This window comes from Enterobacter asburiae, from assembly GCF_007035645.1.
Taxonomy (GTDB): domain Bacteria; phylum Pseudomonadota; class Gammaproteobacteria; order Enterobacterales; family Enterobacteriaceae; genus Enterobacter; species Enterobacter asburiae_B.
In genome coordinates, this window is record NZ_AP019632.1 from 4,183,059 (window position 1) to 4,198,281 (window position 15,223).

The window sequence follows — 15,223 nt, forward strand, 5'->3', positions numbered from 1 at the left end:
CTCCGATTAGGCTACGTAGCAGATAATTTCGCCACCAAGACCAGCCTGGCGCGCTGCACGATCAGTCATAACACCTTTAGAGGTAGAAACAACTGCGATACCAAGGCCAGCCATAACTTTTGGCAGCTCATCTTTTTTCTTATAGATGCGCAGGCCTGGGCGGCTGACACGCTGAATGCTTTCTACAACAGCTTTACCCTGGAAATACTTAAGAGTAAGTTCCAGTTCCGGCTTGGTGTCGCCTTCAACTTTAAAATCTTCGATAAAACCTTCTTCCTTCAGCACGTTGGCAATTGCCACTTTCAGCTTGGCGGAAGGCATGGTGACCGCAACTTTGTTCGCGGCCTGACCGTTACGGATACGGGTCAGCATATCCGCGATCGGATCTTGCATGCTCATCTGTCTTTACTCCCGTGATTCAATTGGTAATTACCAGCTAGCCTTTTTCAAGCCTGGCACTTCACCGCGCATGGCGGCTTCACGCAGTTTGATACGGCTCAACCCAAACTTGCCCACATAACCATGTGGACGACCTGTTTGACGACAGCGGTTACGCTGACGAGACGGGCTGGAATCACGCGGCAGAGACTGCAGCTTGAGAACCGCATTCCAACGATCTTCGTCGGAAGCGTTCACATCAGAAATGATCGCTTTCAGTTCAGCGCGTTTAGCGAAGAATTTATCAGCTAAAGCTACGCGCTTTACTTCGCGTGCTTTCATTGATTGCTTAGCCATTCAGTAACCCTACCTTACTTGCGGAACGGGAAGTCAAAGGCAGCCAGCAGAGCACGGCCTTCTTCGTCAGATTTCGCAGTAGTGGTAATGGTAATATCCAAACCACGCACGCGGTCGACTTTATCGTAGTCGATTTCTGGGAAGATGATCTGCTCACGGACACCCATGCTGTAGTTACCACGACCGTCGAAAGACTTAGCGGACAAGCCACGGAAGTCACGGATACGTGGAACAGCAATAGTGATCAGGCGCTCAAAGAACTCCCACATGCGTTCGCCACGCAGAGTTACTTTACAGCCGATCGGATAGCCCTGACGGATTTTGAAGCCTGCAACAGATTTGCGTGCTTTGGTGATCAGCGGTTTTTGACCGGAGATTGCTGTCAGGTCAGCTGCTGCGTTATCCAGCAGTTTCTTGTCAGCGATCGCTTCACCAACACCCATGTTCAGGGTGATCTTCTCGACCCGAGGGACTTGCATGACAGAATTGTAGTTAAACTCAGTCATGAGTTTGTTAACTACTTCGTCTTTGTAGTAATCATGCAGTTTCGCCATCGTACTACTCCAAATTACTTGATAGTTTCGCTGTTAGACTTGAAGAAACGGACTTTTTTGCCGTCTTCGAATCTAAAGCCTACACGGTCAGCCTTGCCGGTAGCCGCATTGAAGATTGCAACGTTAGAAACCTGAATAGCAGCTTCTTTTTCAACGATGCCACCTGGTTGGTTCAGGGCCGGAACCGGCTTCTGATGTTTCTTAACCAGGTTGATACCTTCAACGACAAGTTTGCCGGAAGACAGAACATTTTTTACTTTACCGCGTTTACCTTTATCTTTACCGGTTAACACGATAACTTCGTCATCACGACGGATTTTCGCTGCCATGATTCGCTCCTTAGAGTACTTCTGGTGCCAGAGAGATAATTTTCATGAACTTCTCAGTACGAAGTTCACGAGTTACCGGCCCAAAGATACGCGTGCCGATAGGCTGCTCGCTGTTATTGTTTAAAATAACGCATGCATTACCATCGAAGCGAATGACAGAACCGTCAGGGCGACGAACACCCTTCTTGGTGCGCACCACTACCGCCTTCAGCACATCACCTTTTTTGACCTTACCACGTGGAATTGCTTCCTTGATGGTGATCTTGATGATGTCGCCTACGCCTGCGTAGCGACGGTGCGAGCCACCCAGAACCTTGATACACATTACGCGACGTGCACCGGAGTTGTCGGCGACGTTCAGCATAGTCTGTTCTTGGATCATTTTAGTGCTCCGCTAATGTCAACTACTACCTGAGACTCTAAAATCAGAGCCGTTAAAAAGCCCCATATCGAGGGCGCGGCATTATAACACCGCTTCTGCAATATGGGTAGAAAAAATAAACGGCTCATCGCTGAGCCGTTTATTCGTATTGAGAAGGCGTACTGTATTACAGAACCGCTTTCTCTACAACGCGAACCAGCGTCCAGGACTTAGTCTTGGACAGTGGACGGCATTCACGGATTTCAACCTTGTCGCCGATACCACATTCGTTGTTCTCGTCATGTACGTGCAGTTTGGTCGTACGCTTGATGAATTTACCGTAGATCGGGTGTTTCACAATACGTTCGATAGCTACAACAATGGATTTCTCCATTTTGTCGCTAACAACACGACCTTGCAGAGTACGGATTTTATCGGTCATTACGCACCCGCCTTCTGAGTCAGTAAAGTCTTAACGCGTGCAACATTGCGACGCACTTGCTTCAGCAGGTGAGTCTGTTGCAGCTGGCCACTTGCAGCCTGCATACGCAGGTTGAACTGCTCACGCAGCAGGTTCAGCAGCTCAGCGTTCAGCTCTTCAACGCTTTTTTCACGCAGCTCTTTTGCTTTCATTACATCACCGTCTTAGTTACAAAGGTGGTTTTGATAGGCAGTTTCGCTGCTGCCAGGCCGAAGGCTTCACGGGCCAGCTCTTCCGGAACACCGTCCATTTCATAAAGGACTTTGCCCGGTTGGATCAAGGCAACCCAGTACTCCACGTTACCTTTACCTTTACCCATACGAACTTCCAGTGGCTTCTCGGTGATCGGTTTGTCCGGGAATACACGGATCCAGATCTTACCTTGACGCTTAACTGCACGGGTCATTGCACGACGTGCTGCTTCGATCTGACGTGCAGTCAGACGACCACGGCCAACAGCTTTCAGACCGAAAGTGCCGAAGCTAACATCCGTACCCTGCGCCAGACCACGGTTGCGGCCTTTGTGCACTTTACGGAATTTTGTACGCTTTGGTTGTAACATCAGCGACGCTCCTTATTTACGGCCTTTACGCTGCTGCTTTTTAGGTTGAGCAGCCGGTTTTTCCGGTTGTTCAACAGCAGCCATACCACCCAGGATCTCACCTTTGAAGATCCATACCTTAACGCCGATTACACCGTAAGTGGTGTGCGCTTCAGAGGTGTTGTAGTCGATGTCAGCACGCAGAGTGTGCAGCGGTACGCGACCTTCGCGGTACCATTCGGTACGTGCGATTTCCGCGCCGCCCAGACGGCCGCTAACTTCAACTTTAATACCTTTAGCGCCCAGACGCATTGCGTTCTGTACAGCACGCTTCATAGCACGACGGAACATAACACGACGTTCCAGCTGTGAAGTGATGCTGTCAGCAACCAATTTAGCGTCCAGTTCAGGCTTACGAACTTCAGCGATATTGATCTGTGCAGGAACGCCAGCGATATCCGCTACGACCTTGCGCAGTTTTTCTACGTCTTCGCCTTTCTTACCGATAACGATGCCAGGACGAGCAGTGTGAATAGTCACACGGATGCTCTTCGCTGGACGCTCGATAACGATACGAGATACAGACGCTTTAGCCAGTTCCTTAGTCAGGTACTGACGTACTTTAAAATCGCTGTCCAGGTTGTCAGCGAATTCTTTGGTGTTCGCAAACCAGGTAGAGTTCCATGGTTTTACAATACCCAGGCGAATACCATTAGGATGTACTTTCTGACCCATTGCTAGTCTCCAGAGTCTCAGCGATCGGACACAACCACAGTAATGTGGCTGGTGCGCTTCAGGATGCGATCTGCACGACCTTTCGCACGCGGCATAATGCGCTTCATGCTTGGGCCTTCATCTACGAAAATTTTCGCGACTTTCAGATCGTCGATGTCAGCGCCATCGTTGTGTTCAGCGTTAGCAATGGCAGATTCCAGTACTTTCTTGACCAATACCGCAGCTTTCTTGTTGGTATAGGTCAGGATGTCCAGGGCCTGCGACACTTTCTTACCGCGAATCAGGTCAGCAACAAGGCGAACCTTCTGAGCAGAAGAACGAGCATGGCGATGTTGAGCTAAAGTTTCCATCTCTTCCTCCTACCTTATTTCTTCTTCGCTTTTTTATCAGCAGCGTGGCCGCGATAAGTACGAGTCGGTGCGAATTCACCCAGTTTGTGACCAACCATTTCGTCGGTAACAAAGACTGGAACGTGCTGACGACCATTATGGACAGCGATGGTCAAACCGATCATGTTAGGAAAGATCGTTGAACGACGGGACCAAGTGCGCAGGGGCTTCTTGTCTCCGCTTTCCACCGCTTTCTCTACCTTCTTCAGCAAGTGCAGGTCAATAAAAGGACCTTTCTTGAGAGAACGTGGCATGGCTTATCCTCTAAAATTATTTGCTACGGCGACGTACGATAAATTTATCAGTACGCTTGTTGCTGCGGGTCTTCTTACCTTTGGTCTGAACGCCCCACGGAGTTACCGGGTGCTTACCAAAGTTACGACCTTCACCACCACCATGTGGGTGGTCGACTGGGTTCATCGCAGTACCGCGAACGGTAGGACGAACACCACGCCAGCGTGCAGCACCTGCTTTACCCAGAACGCGCAGCATATGCTCAGCATTGCCAACTTCGCCCAGAGTAGCGCGGCAGTCTGCTTCGACTTTACGCATTTCACCAGAACGCAGACGCAGGGTGACATAAGCACCATCACGAGCAACGATCTGAACGTAAGTACCAGCGGAACGTGCCAGCTGACCGCCTTTACCTGGTTTCATTTCTACGTTATGAACGGTAGAACCAACCGGGATATTGCGCATCGGCAGGGTGTTGCCTGCTTTGATTGCAGCATCAACGCCAGACTGAATCTGGTCGCCAGCTTTCAGGCCTTTAGGGGCCAGGATGTAACGGCGTTCGCCGTCTTTGTACAGAACCAGCGCGATGTTCGCGGAACGGTTCGGATCGTACTCAAGACGTTCAACAACTGCTGGGATACCGTCTTTGTTGCGTTTGAAGTCAACAATACGATAAGCCTGCTTGTGGCCACCACCGATGTGACGAGTGGTGATACGGCCATTGTTGTTACGACCACCGGATTTGCTGTTTTTTTCCAGCAACGGAGCAAAAGGTTTGCCCTTGTGCAGCTCAGGGTTAACCACTTTAACTACGTGGCGACGACCCGGAGATGTCGGTTTACATTTAACAACTGCCATTGTATTACTCCTCCGACTTACTCAGCGCCGCCAACGAAGTCCAGATTCTGGCCTTCTTTCAGGGTGACGTAAGCTTTTTTCCAGTCGCTACGACGACCGATACGCTGTCCGTGACGTTTAACTTTCCCTTTAACTACCAGGGTGTTAACGACTTCGACTTCGACTTCAAACAGTTTCTGCACAGCAGCTTTGATCTCTGCTTTGGTCGCGTCTTTAGCAACTTTGAGAACGATGGTGTTTGTTTTTTCCATCGCAGTAGACGCTTTTTCAGAAACGTGCGGTGCGCGAAGCACCTTCAGCAGACGTTCTTCACGAATCATGCCAGCATCTCCTCAACTTGCTTAACAGCATCAGCAGTCATTACGACTTTGTCGAAGGCGATCAGGCTAACCGGGTCGATACCAGTCGCATCGCGTACGTCAACCTTGTGCAGGTTGCGTGCGGCCAGGAACAGGTTCTCGTCCAGCTCACCGGTGATGATCAGCACATCTTCCAGAGCCATGTCTTTCAGTTTCTGTGCCAGCAGCTTAGTTTTAGGCGCTTCAACAGAGAACTTCTCGACAACGATCAGACGATCCTGACGTACCAGTTCGGACAGGATGCTTTTCAGCGCGCCGCGGTACATCTTTTTGTTAACTTTTTGACTGTGGTCCTGTGGACGCGCAGCGAAGGTCACGCCACCTGAACGCCAGATCGGGCTCTTGATAGAACCTGAACGCGCACGGCCGGTACCTTTCTGGCGCCATGGCTTTTTGCCAGAACCAGTTACTTCAGCACGAGTCTTCTGAGCACGAGTACCCTGACGAGCACCAGCTGCATAAGCAACAACAACCTGGTGAACCAGCGCTTCGTTGAAATCACGACCGAAGGTAGTTTCGGAAACAGTCAGCGCGCTCTGCGCGTCTTTCAATACTAATTCCATTGCTATCCCCTTACGCCTTCACAGCTGGTTTAACGATCAGGTCGCTACCGGTTGCACCCGGAACTGCACCTTTAACCAGCAGCAGGTTGCGCTCAGCGTCAACACGTACTACGTCCAGGCTCTGAACGGTCACACGTTCGTTACCCAGCTGACCTGCCATTTTCTTGCCTTTGAACACTTTGCCCGGAGTCTGGTTCTGACCGATAGAACCCGGAACGCGGTGAGACAAGGAGTTACCGTGGGTAGCGTCCTGGGTACGGAAGTTCCAGCGCTTAACGGTACCAGCAAAACCTTTACCTTTAGAGGTACCGGTTACGTCAACTTTTTTAACGTCAGCAAACAGCTCAACGCTAATGTCCTGACCTACGGTGAACTCTTCGCCTTCAGCAAGACGGAATTCCCACAGACCACGGCCAGCTTCTACGCCAGCTTTAGCGAAGTGACCCGCTTCTGGTTTGGTTACACGGTTAGCTTTTTTAGCACCAGTGGTCACCTGAACAGCGCGGTAGCCATCGTTAGCCAGATCTTTAACCTGGGTAACGCGGTTTGCTTCAACTTCGATTACGGTTACTGGGATTGAAACGCCATCTTCAGTGAAGATGCGGGTCATGCCCACTTTTTTACCGACTAAACCAATCATTGTATCAACCTCTCAATCGCTCGATGACCTGATTAACCCAGGCTGATCTGCACGTCTACACCGGCAGCCAGATCCAGACGCATCAGAGCATCAACGGTTTTCTCAGTTGGCTCAACGATGTCAACCAGACGCTTGTGAGTGCGGATTTCGTACTGATCGCGCGCGTCTTTGTTGACGTGCGGAGAGATCAGAACGGTGAAGCGCTCTTTGCGGGTCGGCAGCGGGATCGGACCACGGACTTGCGCACCAGTGCGCTTAGCAGTCTCGACGATTTCCGCGGTTGATTGATCGATCAGACGATGATCAAACGCTTTAAGGCGGATACGGATTCTTTGGTTCTGCATGAGACCAGAGCTCCAATTATTTTATAAACGAAAATGATTACTCCTCAAACCCATTACGATTGATGGGAGAGTGTAACCGTTCTTACGTAGCTCCCCAATTGGGAGCATTGTTGAGTAACAAAATGAGCTACTCTGGTTCTGATTGAACCCGCCGTCAATTACGACAAGCCCGCGCATTATACGTAAATCTGGACAAGACGCAAGTGCCGTTTAGAAATTAAGCGCCAGAGGCGCAGTATGCGTATGGGCGCGCAACTTTTTACGCAATGTATCCCTTCTCAAGGCTTTGTCTCGAGCCCCTACGCAAGTGTCGTTTTTATAGATTGCCGACCAGGTCGATTATAGCGAGGATGCGCTCAAACCCTTTTGAGGCCTTTTCCATGTTAACTACCCTCCCCTTTTTGCTGGTCTATTTTTCGCTGACTGCCTTTCTCGTCCGTGCAGATATTCGCTACGGACTGCTTCCGGATAAGTTTCTCTGCCCGCTGCTCTGGGCGGGCCTGCTCTTTCAGCTCTGCGTCCAACCTGATTTTCTGCCAAGTGCAGTGGTTGGAGCGATGGCTGGATATGTCGGCTTTGCCGTTATTTACTGGGGATATCGGTTTATCTGCCGGCGTGAAGGGATGGGATACGGCGATGTAAAATACCTGGCGGCGCTTGGTGCGTGGCATGGCTGGTGCATGCTGCCTACGCTGGCGTTACTCGCTGCGCTTATGGCGCTACTTAGCATTCTTGTGTTTTCGTTACTCACCGGCGATAAGGGAGCATTAAAAAACCCACTGCCTTTTGGGCCATTTCTGGCAGCAGCGGGTTTATGCGTAGGCTGGAAGACGGTGGTTACTCTTCCACTTTAATCTGCGACTGAAGGTAGTTCTGCAGACCGATTTTAGCAATCAGATCCAGCTCCGTTTCCAGCCAATCAATATGACCTTCTTCATCGGCCAGGATCTGGATCATCATATCGCGACTAACGTAGTCATGTACGCTGTCGGCATAGGCAATGGCTTCACGGAGATCTTTGGCGCCTTCAAGTTCCAGCCTGAGGTCGGAACGCAGCATCTCTTCGACATCTTCTCCGATGCCCAGCTTTCCAAGATCCTGCAGGTTTGGAATGCCTTCAAGGAATAAAATACGCTCGATATATTTATCAGCGTGCTTCATTTCATCGATCGATTCATGGTACTCAACGTCGTTCAGACGTTTAAGCCCCCAGTTTTTGAACATTCTCGCGTGAAGAAAGTACTGGTTAATTGCGACAAGCTCATTTCCCAATAATTTATTGAGATAACTTATGATTTTAACATCACCTTTCATTATATAGTCCCTCCGCTTCCACTCATTGAAGCGTAGATCGGGCTACAGGGATGTCAAAAAAAAGATGGGCGCTTACGCGATCTCTTTGTATTCCGGGATCTGCATCAATTCGTCCTGCATGATCTCTCGCGCAGCACGTACACATTTACCGCATTGATTTCCCACCGGAACAAATTTGCGTAGTTGCTGAAATGACTGAGGCTGAAACTGGCGAACGGCCTGACGTATTTTCTTGTCGCTTACACCATTACATAAACAAACGTACATAGAGACTCCCGTTCAAATTATGCGCAAAGTGTAAGTGAGAATGGTTATGATTACAATAGCACAAACGCCACAATACGGGGCGGGAGCAGGCAAAAAATGCGAAATTTGTGACAGTAACTGAGCGGCAGAAAACAAAAAAGGACGCCGAAGCGTCCTTTTTTTTATTCGGGGATAATTAATTAGCCCAGAACTTTAGCAACAACGCCCGCGCCAACGGTACGGCCGCCTTCACGGATTGCGAAACGCAGACCGTCGTCCATCGCGATTGGGTGGATCAGAGTCACAACCATCTTGATGTTGTCGCCTGGCATTACCATCTCAACGCCTTCTGGCAGTTCGATGGTACCGGTCACGTCAGTTGTACGGAAGTAGAACTGTGGACGGTAGCCTTTGAAGAACGGAGTATGACGGCCGCCTTCGTCTTTGGACAGGATGTACACTTCAGATTCGAACTTGGTGTGTGGCTTGATTGAGCCTGGCTTCGCCAGAACCTGACCACGTTCGATTTCTTCACGTTTGATACCACGCAGCAGAACACCAACGTTCTCACCAGCACGGCCTTCGTCCAGCAGTTTGCGGAACATTTCAACGCCAGTACAGGTAGACTTCGCAGTCTCTTTGATACCAACGATTTCAACTTCTTCACCAACTTTGATGATACCGCGCTCTACACGACCGGTAACAACGGTACCACGACCGGAGATGGAGAATACGTCTTCGATTGGCAGCAGGAACGGCTTGTCAATCGCACGCTCTGGTTCTGGGATGTAAGAATCCAGGAAGCCAGCCAGTTCGATGATTTTAGCTTCCCACTCAGCTTCGCCTTCCAGCGCTTTCAGAGCAGAACCACGAACGATTGGAGTATCGTCGCCTGGGAAATCGTACTGAGACAGCAGTTCACGAACTTCCATCTCTACCAGTTCCAGCAGCTCTTCGTCATCAACCATGTCGCATTTGTTCAGGAACACGATGATGAAAGGAACGCCTACCTGACGACCCAGCAGGATGTGCTCACGAGTCTGAGGCATTGGGCCGTCAGTCGCAGCAACAACCAGGATCGCGCCGTCCATCTGCGCAGCACCGGTGATCATGTTTTTAACATAGTCGGCGTGGCCTGGGCAGTCTACGTGTGCGTAGTGGCGAGTCGGGGTGTCATATTCAACGTGGGAAGTGTTGATGGTGATACCACGAGCTTTTTCTTCTGGTGCGTTATCGATCTGGTCGAATGCACGAGCAGAACCACCGTAGGTTTTAGCCAGAACGGTAGTGATTGCAGCAGTCAGGGTAGTTTTACCATGGTCAACGTGGCCGATAGTACCAACGTTGACGTGCGGTTTTGTACGTTCAAATTTTTCTTTAGACACGGCTATATTCCTTACTATAGTGCTCTCCCCTGTGGAGAGAGCACGGGACTTAGGTTTTAATCCTGTGGATTACTTACCACGGGCTTCAATAACGGCCTGAGCAACGTTGTTAGGCGCATCATCATACTTCAGGAATTCCATGGTGTATGATGCACGACCTTTGGTCAGAGAACGCAGCTGAGTTGCATATCCGAACATTTCAGACAGCGGAACTTCAGCGTGGATCTTAACGCCAGTTACTTCGGATTCCTGACCACGCAGCATACCGCGACGACGGCTCAAGTCACCGATAACGTCACCGGTGTTCTCTTCAGGAGTTTCTACTTCAACCTTCATGATTGGCTCAAGCAGAACTGGTTTTGCTTTCTTAAAGCCTTCTTTAAAGGCAATAGACGCAGCCAGTTTAAACGCCAGTTCAGAGGAGTCAACGTCGTGGTAAGAACCGAAGTGCAGACGAACACCCATGTCAACAACCGGATAGCCAGCCAGAGGGCCCGCTTTCAGCTGTTCCTGGATGCCTTTATCAACGGCTGGGATGTATTCGCCAGGAATTACACCACCTTTGATGTCGTTGATGAACTCGTAACCTTTCGGGTTAGAGCCCGGCTCCAGTGGGTACATGTCGATCACAACGTGACCGTACTGACCGCGACCACCAGACTGCTTAGCGTGTTTACCTTCAACATCGGTAACTTTCGCGCGAATCGCTTCGCGGTAAGCAACCTGAGGTTTACCCACGTTCGCTTCAACGTTGAATTCACGCTTCATACGGTCAACGATGATGTCCAGGTGCAGTTCACCCATACCAGCGATGATGGTCTGGTTAGATTCTTCATCAGTCCATACGCGGAATGATGGGTCTTCTTTCGCCAGACGGCCCAGAGCCAGACCCATTTTTTCCTGGTCAGCTTTGGTTTTTGGTTCAACTGCGATGGAGATTACCGGCTCAGGGAATTCCATACGCTCCAGAATGATCGGGTGATCCGGGTCACACAGGGTGTCACCAGTGGTCACGTCTTTCAGACCGATAGCTGCAGCGATGTCGCCCGCACGAACTTCTTTGATCTCTTCACGTTTGTTAGCGTGCATCTGTACGATACGGCCAAAACGTTCACGCGCCGCTTTCACGGAGTTCAGGATGGTGTCACCGGAGTTAACCACACCAGAGTAAACGCGGAAGAAGGTCAGGTTACCCACGAATGGGTCGGTAGCAATTTTGAACGCCAGTGCAGAGAATGGCTCTTCGTCGCTTGCGTGACGCTCAGCCGGAGTATCTTTACCGTCGTCCAGGATGCCGTTGATCGCAGGAACGTCAACTGGGGATGGCAGGTAGTCAACTACCGCATCCAGCATCGCCTGAACACCTTTGTTCTTGAACGCAGAACCACAGGTTACCAGGATGATTTCGTTGTTCAGAACGCGCTGACGCAGAGCTTTTTTGATCTCTTCTTCAGTCAGTTCTTCACCACCCAGGTATTTCTCCATCAGCTCTTCAGAAGCTTCAGCAGCGGATTCGATCAGGTTCTGGTGCCATTCGTCAGCCAGGTCCTGCATTGCAGCTGGGATATCTTCGTATTCGAAGGTAACGCCCTGGTCTGCATCGTTCCAGTTGATGGCTTTCATTTTCACCAGGTCGATAACGCCGGTGAAGCCTTCTTCAGCACCAATTGCCAGCTGCAGCGGAACAGGGTTCGCGCCCAGACGGGTTTTGATCTGGCCAACAACTTTCAGGAAGTTAGCACCCATACGGTCCATTTTGTTAACGAACGCGATGCGTGGAACTTTATATTTGTTCGCCTGACGCCATACGGTTTCAGACTGTGGCTGAACACCACCAACTGCGCAATAAACCATTACCGCGCCGTCAAGAACACGCATGGAACGTTCTACTTCGATGGTGAAGTCAACGTGCCCTGGGGTGTCGATGATGTTTACGCGATGCGGTTCGTACTGCTTAGCCATACCTGACCAGAATGCAGTAGTCGCTGCGGAGGTGATAGTGATACCACGCTCCTGCTCCTGTTCCATCCAGTCCATGGTGGCTGCGCCGTCATGAACTTCACCGATTTTATGGTTTACACCGGTGTAGAACAGAATACGTTCGGTAGTAGTGGTTTTACCGGCGTCGATGTGCGCACTGATACCGATGTTACGGTAGCGTGCGATGGGTGTTGTACGAGCCATTTGATTCCTCGTTTATATCTTTAGGCGTTCAGTTAAGTTACCCAGAGCGGGCGGCTTCTCTGAAGCGCCCGCCTGGTGACTAATACTCCGAAGGGATTACCAACGGTAGTGTGCGAACGCCTTGTTGGCTTCTGCCATACGGTGAACGTCTTCACGTTTCTTAACTGCAGTACCTTTGTTGTCTGCAGCATCAGAAAGTTCGTTCGCCAGACGCAGAGCCATGGATTTATCACCGCGTTTACGAGCAGCTTCAACGATCCAACGCATTGCCAGAGCATTACGACGAACCGGACGAACTTCAACTGGAACCTGATAAGTAGAACCACCAACGCGGCGGGACTTAACTTCTACGGTTGGGCGAACGTTGTCGAGAGCGACTTCGAAAGCTTCCAGTTCATTTTTACCAGAACGCTGAGCCAGGGTCTCAAGCGCGCTGTATACGATTGCTTCTGCAGTAGATTTTTTACCATCTACCATCAGGATATTTACAAATTTTGCCAGCAGTTCTGATCCGAATTTCGGATCTGGAAGAATTTTACGCTGACCAATGACGCGACGACGTGGCATGGGAATACTCCGTTGTTAATTCAGGATTGTCCAAAACTCAAAGAGTTTAGTTTGACATTAAGATAAATCAGTTTGGCCTTACTTAACGGAGAACCATTAAGCCTTAGGACGCTTCACGCCGTACTTGGAGCGAGCCTGCTTACGGTCTTTAACACCTGAGCAGTCGAGCGCACCACGAACGGTGTGGTAACGAACACCCGGAAGGTCTTTAACACGACCGCCACGGATCAGGATCACGGAGTGCTCCTGCAGGTTGTGACCTTCACCACCGATGTAGGAAGTCACTTCGAAACCGTTAGTCAAACGCACACGGCATACTTTACGCAGTGCGGAGTTTGGTTTTTTAGGAGTGGTGGTATATACACGAGTACATACACCACGTTTCTGCGGGCAGGCTTCCAGCGCAGGCACGTTGCTCTTTGCAACTTTGCGTGCGCGTGGTTTGCGTACCAGCTGGTTAACTGTTGCCATTAAATAGCTCCTGGTTTTAGCTTTTGCTTCGTAAACACGTAATAAAACGACCTCATACAATATGAGGACGCGAAATTTTAGGGCTACGTCGAAAAGGTGTCAAGAAATATACAGCGATCTCAAATCACCAGTTCATTTGACTGGCGTGCGTCACAGTAAGATTGACGAAATCAGTATAGCCAACCACGTCAATTTTGGCTGAAATTTGACCAGAAAGACCCCGCGCATCCAGATCGTCCTTCAGCGCAGAGACTGTTATGGGGGCATTCGTGAGAATTTCAACGAAACGACTGCCGTCCAGTGCGGCAAGCACGCCATCCTGAATCAGCAGCAGATCATCACCTTCGCGCAGCATACTCAGTAACGCGTCGATATCACATTGCCACGGTGAATGGCTCAGAGTATGGAGCATGTCAGCCTCAGAAAGTCAGAACGGTGTCGTAGTGGGAAAGGTGTTCGCGCAATGCAGCAGAAGACAGGACTGTCACATCCAGCACGAAAGGCGTTGCCTCGTTTAAACCGCGCGCGGCCAGGGAGTCGGCACAGACATAGAAGGTTTCGATATCGTAAAGCGGTAACACTTTGAACGTCGTGATGTAATCACGCGCCAGAATGGCCTGAGGCTGCTGCCCCGCCAGAAGCTGAAATACGCCGTCGCCCAAAAAGAAGACACCGATATCTTCGGTCAATGCTGAGGTCGCGAGCAGCGCATCCAGCCCTTCTCTGCCGGACGCATTGCCGTGCGGTGCGGAGGAAAAAACAAACGCGACACGCTTCATCAGAATTGCACCACTCTGTCGCAGGTTAATGCCGCCTGTGCCAGTGCACCCAGGCCACTCAACGAAAAGCCGGGCTGCAGGTTAGAACCCGATAAACCAAGACGTGCGGCTTCGGTTGCATCGGTCACCCCGCGGCGCAGTGCCGCCGCCACGCAGATGTGCAGTTCTACGCCCTGCTTTTCGTTTAATGCCTGCCAGGCGCGCACCAGATCGAATTCGTCGCTCGCCGGTGACGTAAACTGATTCGCGTTATACACCCCTTCCCGATAGAAGAAAACGCTCGCCAGCTCATGTCCGGCCGCCAGTAGCGCATGCGCAAACTGCAGCGCGCTGCTGGCCTGCTGAGTGCCGTACGCCGGGCCTGTCACCATTAACGCAAAACGCATTACTTGTCTTGTCCCTGGAAATCGCCGCTTTTGAACTGGCGAATATAGAGGTAGACCGTGTGCTTGGAGATGTTCAGACGATCGGCCACCTGATTAATGGCGTCTTTAATATCAAAAATCCCTTTTTCGTAGAGATTGAGCACGATCTGGCGATTCTTGGCGTTGTTCGAGACGTTGCGATCGGCATTCACCTCTTCAATCGTAAACTCAAGCGTCTGCGTCACCAGATCTTCAACGGAGGAGGCAAAGTTAACAGAAGAGCCAACGTCCGGCGTTTCTGGCGGAATAAAGGTGCTCATGATTTGCGAGAATGGCACATCAAGGTTCATGTTGATGCACAGCAGCCCAATAACACGATGCTCGCGGTTTCGAATCGCGATGGTTTCTGATTTCATCAGCACGCCGCTTTTGGCGCGGGTGAAATAGCATTTTGAGACGCTGCTGTCCGCGCCGGTCATGTCATGCAGCATACGCAATGCAAGGTCGGTAATTGGCGAACCAATTTTACGGCCAGTATGTTCACCATTCGCAATGCGGATGGCGGAACACTTCAGATCTTGCAGGGAGTGCAATACGATTTCGCAGTGGGAGCCAATGAGCATCGCTAACCCGTCCACTACCGCTTCGTAGGATTTCAGAATATCGAAGTCGGTCTGATCGAAAGGACGTTGATCCAGCAAATCAAGTTCACTGGTTTCGTTGGTTAAAAGCGACCTGGACATGAAAAAAACACTCCTTTTCAGGAGCCTGTCGTTAGGTTTTCAGGGC

General features: G+C 50.6%; 27 protein-coding genes. 1 reads left to right on the forward strand and 26 read right to left on the reverse strand.

The window, feature by feature from the left end; all coding sequences use genetic code 11:
* Positions 1-6: 6 nt before the first annotated feature.
* The 16 genes from rpsH to rpsJ all read right to left on the reverse strand — a co-directional run bounded on the left by rpsH (position 7) and on the right by rpsJ (position 7,123).
* Entirely contained in the window at positions 7-399 is a 393-nt protein-coding gene (gene rpsH, locus FOY96_RS20055; RefSeq protein ID WP_006178918.1) for a 30S ribosomal protein S8, read from the reverse strand.
* Positions 400-429: 30 nt separating this feature from the next.
* Complete coding sequence (gene rpsN / locus FOY96_RS20060) at positions 430-735, reverse strand: 30S ribosomal protein S14 (RefSeq protein WP_003863291.1); 306 nt, start codon at positions 733-735, stop codon at positions 430-432.
* 14 nt (positions 736-749) lie between these two features.
* Entirely contained in the window at positions 750-1,289 is a 540-nt protein-coding gene (gene rplE, locus FOY96_RS20065) for a 50S ribosomal protein L5 (protein ID WP_001096206.1), read from the reverse strand.
* A gap of 14 nt (positions 1,290-1,303) precedes the next feature.
* Entirely contained in the window at positions 1,304-1,618 is a 315-nt protein-coding gene (rplX, locus tag FOY96_RS20070; RefSeq protein WP_003863287.1) for a 50S ribosomal protein L24, read from the reverse strand.
* 10 nt (positions 1,619-1,628) lie between these two features.
* Positions 1,629-2,000 (reverse strand): 50S ribosomal protein L14, encoded by a 372-nt coding sequence (gene rplN / locus FOY96_RS20075; protein ID WP_002919748.1) that lies wholly within the window; start codon positions 1,998-2,000, stop codon positions 1,629-1,631.
* Positions 2,001-2,166: 166 nt separating this feature from the next.
* Positions 2,167-2,421 (reverse strand): 30S ribosomal protein S17, encoded by a 255-nt coding sequence (gene rpsQ, locus FOY96_RS20080; protein ID WP_008503489.1) that lies wholly within the window; start codon positions 2,419-2,421, stop codon positions 2,167-2,169.
* Positions 2,421-2,612: a 50S ribosomal protein L29 gene (gene rpmC, locus FOY96_RS20085; protein ID WP_003863282.1), complete on the reverse strand. Its 192-nt coding sequence runs from the start codon at positions 2,610-2,612 to the stop codon at positions 2,421-2,423. The genes rpsQ and rpmC overlap by 1 nt, the downstream gene beginning before the upstream one ends.
* Complete coding sequence (rplP, locus tag FOY96_RS20090) at positions 2,612-3,022, reverse strand: 50S ribosomal protein L16 (RefSeq protein ID WP_002919759.1); 411 nt, start codon at positions 3,020-3,022, stop codon at positions 2,612-2,614. Before rplP ends, rpmC begins: the two co-directional genes overlap by 1 nt.
* A 12-nt stretch (positions 3,023-3,034) precedes the next feature.
* Positions 3,035-3,736: a 30S ribosomal protein S3 gene (gene rpsC, locus FOY96_RS20095; RefSeq protein WP_000529945.1), complete on the reverse strand. Its 702-nt coding sequence runs from the start codon at positions 3,734-3,736 to the stop codon at positions 3,035-3,037.
* Between the two features lie 17 nt (positions 3,737-3,753).
* Positions 3,754-4,086, reverse strand: coding sequence for a 50S ribosomal protein L22 (rplV, locus tag FOY96_RS20100; RefSeq protein WP_002919773.1), 333 nt, complete (start codon positions 4,084-4,086; stop codon positions 3,754-3,756).
* A 14-nt stretch (positions 4,087-4,100) separates the two neighbouring features.
* Positions 4,101-4,379 carry a 30S ribosomal protein S19 gene (rpsS, locus tag FOY96_RS20105; protein WP_001138117.1) on the reverse strand — a complete coding sequence of 93 codons (279 nt, stop codon included), beginning with the start codon at positions 4,377-4,379 and terminating at the stop codon, positions 4,101-4,103.
* Positions 4,380-4,395: 16 nt separating this feature from the next.
* Positions 4,396-5,217: a 50S ribosomal protein L2 gene (rplB, locus tag FOY96_RS20110; protein ID WP_000301859.1), complete on the reverse strand. Its 822-nt coding sequence runs from the start codon at positions 5,215-5,217 to the stop codon at positions 4,396-4,398.
* A gap of 17 nt (positions 5,218-5,234) precedes the next feature.
* Complete coding sequence (gene rplW / locus FOY96_RS20115; RefSeq protein WP_000617546.1) at positions 5,235-5,537, reverse strand: 50S ribosomal protein L23; 303 nt, start codon at positions 5,535-5,537, stop codon at positions 5,235-5,237.
* A complete protein-coding gene (gene rplD / locus FOY96_RS20120) occupies positions 5,534-6,139 on the reverse strand; it encodes a 50S ribosomal protein L4 (RefSeq protein ID WP_000424395.1) in 606 nt (201 codons plus the stop codon). Before rplD ends, rplW begins: the two co-directional genes overlap by 4 nt.
* A 10-nt stretch (positions 6,140-6,149) precedes the next feature.
* Positions 6,150-6,779: a 50S ribosomal protein L3 gene (rplC, locus tag FOY96_RS20125; protein ID WP_006178923.1), complete on the reverse strand. Its 630-nt coding sequence runs from the start codon at positions 6,777-6,779 to the stop codon at positions 6,150-6,152.
* A 32-nt stretch (positions 6,780-6,811) separates the two neighbouring features.
* Positions 6,812-7,123, reverse strand: coding sequence for a 30S ribosomal protein S10 (rpsJ, locus tag FOY96_RS20130; RefSeq protein WP_001181005.1), 312 nt, complete (start codon positions 7,121-7,123; stop codon positions 6,812-6,814).
* 380 nt (positions 7,124-7,503) lie between these two features.
* On the opposite strand from rpsJ, the gene FOY96_RS20135 reads away from it, so the two are divergent.
* Positions 7,504-7,977 carry a prepilin peptidase gene (locus tag FOY96_RS20135; protein ID WP_064673113.1) on the forward strand — a complete coding sequence of 158 codons (474 nt, stop codon included), beginning with the start codon at positions 7,504-7,506 and terminating at the stop codon, positions 7,975-7,977.
* Here the strand turns inward: FOY96_RS20135 and bfr are convergent.
* The 10 genes from bfr to FOY96_RS20185 form a co-directional block, all read right to left on the reverse strand.
* On the reverse strand, positions 7,961-8,437 hold the full coding sequence (gene bfr / locus FOY96_RS20140; RefSeq protein WP_008503492.1) for a bacterioferritin: 477 nt from the start codon (positions 8,435-8,437) through the stop codon (positions 7,961-7,963). The genes FOY96_RS20135 and bfr overlap by 17 nt on opposite strands.
* A gap of 72 nt (positions 8,438-8,509) precedes the next feature.
* Entirely contained in the window at positions 8,510-8,704 is a 195-nt protein-coding gene (bfd, locus tag FOY96_RS20145) for a bacterioferritin-associated ferredoxin (RefSeq protein ID WP_008503493.1), read from the reverse strand.
* Between the two features lie 179 nt (positions 8,705-8,883).
* A complete protein-coding gene (tuf, locus tag FOY96_RS20150) occupies positions 8,884-10,068 on the reverse strand; it encodes an elongation factor Tu (protein ID WP_014068448.1) in 1,185 nt (394 codons plus the stop codon).
* Between the two features lie 69 nt (positions 10,069-10,137).
* On the reverse strand, positions 10,138-12,252 hold the full coding sequence (fusA, locus tag FOY96_RS20155; RefSeq protein WP_033146789.1) for an elongation factor G: 2,115 nt from the start codon (positions 12,250-12,252) through the stop codon (positions 10,138-10,140).
* A 96-nt stretch (positions 12,253-12,348) separates the two neighbouring features.
* Positions 12,349-12,819 carry a 30S ribosomal protein S7 gene (rpsG, locus tag FOY96_RS20160; RefSeq protein ID WP_004106370.1) on the reverse strand — a complete coding sequence of 157 codons (471 nt, stop codon included), beginning with the start codon at positions 12,817-12,819 and terminating at the stop codon, positions 12,349-12,351.
* Between the two features lie 96 nt (positions 12,820-12,915).
* Entirely contained in the window at positions 12,916-13,290 is a 375-nt protein-coding gene (rpsL, locus tag FOY96_RS20165) for a 30S ribosomal protein S12 (protein WP_000246815.1), read from the reverse strand.
* 124 nt (positions 13,291-13,414) lie between these two features.
* Positions 13,415-13,702, reverse strand: a complete 288-nt coding sequence (gene tusB, locus FOY96_RS20170) for a sulfurtransferase complex subunit TusB (RefSeq protein WP_033146790.1) — start codon at positions 13,700-13,702, stop codon at positions 13,415-13,417.
* Between the two features lie 7 nt (positions 13,703-13,709).
* Positions 13,710-14,069: a sulfurtransferase complex subunit TusC gene (tusC, locus tag FOY96_RS20175; protein ID WP_094934898.1), complete on the reverse strand. Its 360-nt coding sequence runs from the start codon at positions 14,067-14,069 to the stop codon at positions 13,710-13,712.
* Positions 14,069-14,455: a sulfurtransferase complex subunit TusD gene (gene tusD / locus FOY96_RS20180; protein ID WP_033146792.1), complete on the reverse strand. Its 387-nt coding sequence runs from the start codon at positions 14,453-14,455 to the stop codon at positions 14,069-14,071. Before tusD ends, tusC begins: the two co-directional genes overlap by 1 nt.
* Positions 14,455-15,177, reverse strand: a complete 723-nt coding sequence (locus FOY96_RS20185) for a helix-turn-helix transcriptional regulator (RefSeq protein ID WP_014171909.1) — start codon at positions 15,175-15,177, stop codon at positions 14,455-14,457. The genes tusD and FOY96_RS20185 overlap by 1 nt, the downstream gene beginning before the upstream one ends.
* Positions 15,178-15,223 lie beyond the last annotated feature (46 nt).

Excerpts from the sequence above, each read along its gene's own strand:
- rplD (WP_000424395.1), bottom strand. The coding sequence starts at position 6,139 with ATGGAATTAGTATTGAAAGACGCGCAGAGCGCGCTGACTGTTTCCGAA.
- rplW (WP_000617546.1), bottom strand. The coding sequence starts at position 5,537 with ATGATTCGTGAAGAACGTCTGCTGAAGGTGCTTCGCGCACCGCACGTT.
- rpmC (WP_003863282.1), bottom strand. The coding sequence starts at position 2,612 with ATGAAAGCAAAAGAGCTGCGTGAAAAAAGCGTTGAAGAGCTGAACGCT.
- rplP (WP_002919759.1), bottom strand. The coding sequence starts at position 3,022 with ATGTTACAACCAAAGCGTACAAAATTCCGTAAAGTGCACAAAGGCCGC.
- rplB (WP_000301859.1), bottom strand. The coding sequence starts at position 5,217 with ATGGCAGTTGTTAAATGTAAACCGACATCTCCGGGTCGTCGCCACGTA.
- fusA (WP_033146789.1), bottom strand. The coding sequence starts at position 12,252 with ATGGCTCGTACAACACCCATCGCACGCTACCGTAACATCGGTATCAGT.
- FOY96_RS20185 (WP_014171909.1), bottom strand. The coding sequence starts at position 15,177 with ATGTCCAGGTCGCTTTTAACCAACGAAACCAGTGAACTTGATTTGCTG.
- rplC (WP_006178923.1), bottom strand. The coding sequence starts at position 6,779 with ATGATTGGTTTAGTCGGTAAAAAAGTGGGCATGACCCGCATCTTCACT.
- rpsH (WP_006178918.1), bottom strand. The coding sequence starts at position 399 with ATGAGCATGCAAGATCCGATCGCGGATATGCTGACCCGTATCCGTAAC.
- bfr (WP_008503492.1), bottom strand. The coding sequence starts at position 8,437 with ATGAAAGGTGATGTTAAAATCATAAGTTATCTCAATAAATTATTGGGA.
- rpsQ (WP_008503489.1), bottom strand. The coding sequence starts at position 2,421 with ATGACCGATAAAATCCGTACTCTGCAAGGTCGTGTTGTTAGCGACAAA.
- rpsL (WP_000246815.1), bottom strand. The coding sequence starts at position 13,290 with ATGGCAACAGTTAACCAGCTGGTACGCAAACCACGCGCACGCAAAGTT.
- bfd (WP_008503493.1), bottom strand. The coding sequence starts at position 8,704 with ATGTACGTTTGTTTATGTAATGGTGTAAGCGACAAGAAAATACGTCAG.
- rplE (WP_001096206.1), bottom strand. The coding sequence starts at position 1,289 with ATGGCGAAACTGCATGATTACTACAAAGACGAAGTAGTTAACAAACTC.
- rplX (WP_003863287.1), bottom strand. The coding sequence starts at position 1,618 with ATGGCAGCGAAAATCCGTCGTGATGACGAAGTTATCGTGTTAACCGGT.
- rpsJ (WP_001181005.1), bottom strand. The coding sequence starts at position 7,123 with ATGCAGAACCAAAGAATCCGTATCCGCCTTAAAGCGTTTGATCATCGT.
- rpsC (WP_000529945.1), bottom strand. The coding sequence starts at position 3,736 with ATGGGTCAGAAAGTACATCCTAATGGTATTCGCCTGGGTATTGTAAAA.
- rpsG (WP_004106370.1), bottom strand. The coding sequence starts at position 12,819 with ATGCCACGTCGTCGCGTCATTGGTCAGCGTAAAATTCTTCCAGATCCG.
- tusB (WP_033146790.1), bottom strand. The coding sequence starts at position 13,702 with ATGCTCCATACTCTGAGCCATTCACCGTGGCAATGTGATATCGACGCG.
- FOY96_RS20135 (WP_064673113.1), top strand. The coding sequence starts at position 7,504 with ATGTTAACTACCCTCCCCTTTTTGCTGGTCTATTTTTCGCTGACTGCC.
- tusC (WP_094934898.1), bottom strand. The coding sequence starts at position 14,069 with ATGAAGCGTGTCGCGTTTGTTTTTTCCTCCGCACCGCACGGCAATGCG.
- tusD (WP_033146792.1), bottom strand. The coding sequence starts at position 14,455 with ATGCGTTTTGCGTTAATGGTGACAGGCCCGGCGTACGGCACTCAGCAG.
- rpsS (WP_001138117.1), bottom strand. The coding sequence starts at position 4,379 with ATGCCACGTTCTCTCAAGAAAGGTCCTTTTATTGACCTGCACTTGCTG.
- rpsN (WP_003863291.1), bottom strand. The coding sequence starts at position 735 with ATGGCTAAGCAATCAATGAAAGCACGCGAAGTAAAGCGCGTAGCTTTA.
- rplV (WP_002919773.1), bottom strand. The coding sequence starts at position 4,086 with ATGGAAACTTTAGCTCAACATCGCCATGCTCGTTCTTCTGCTCAGAAG.
- rplN (WP_002919748.1), bottom strand. The coding sequence starts at position 2,000 with ATGATCCAAGAACAGACTATGCTGAACGTCGCCGACAACTCCGGTGCA.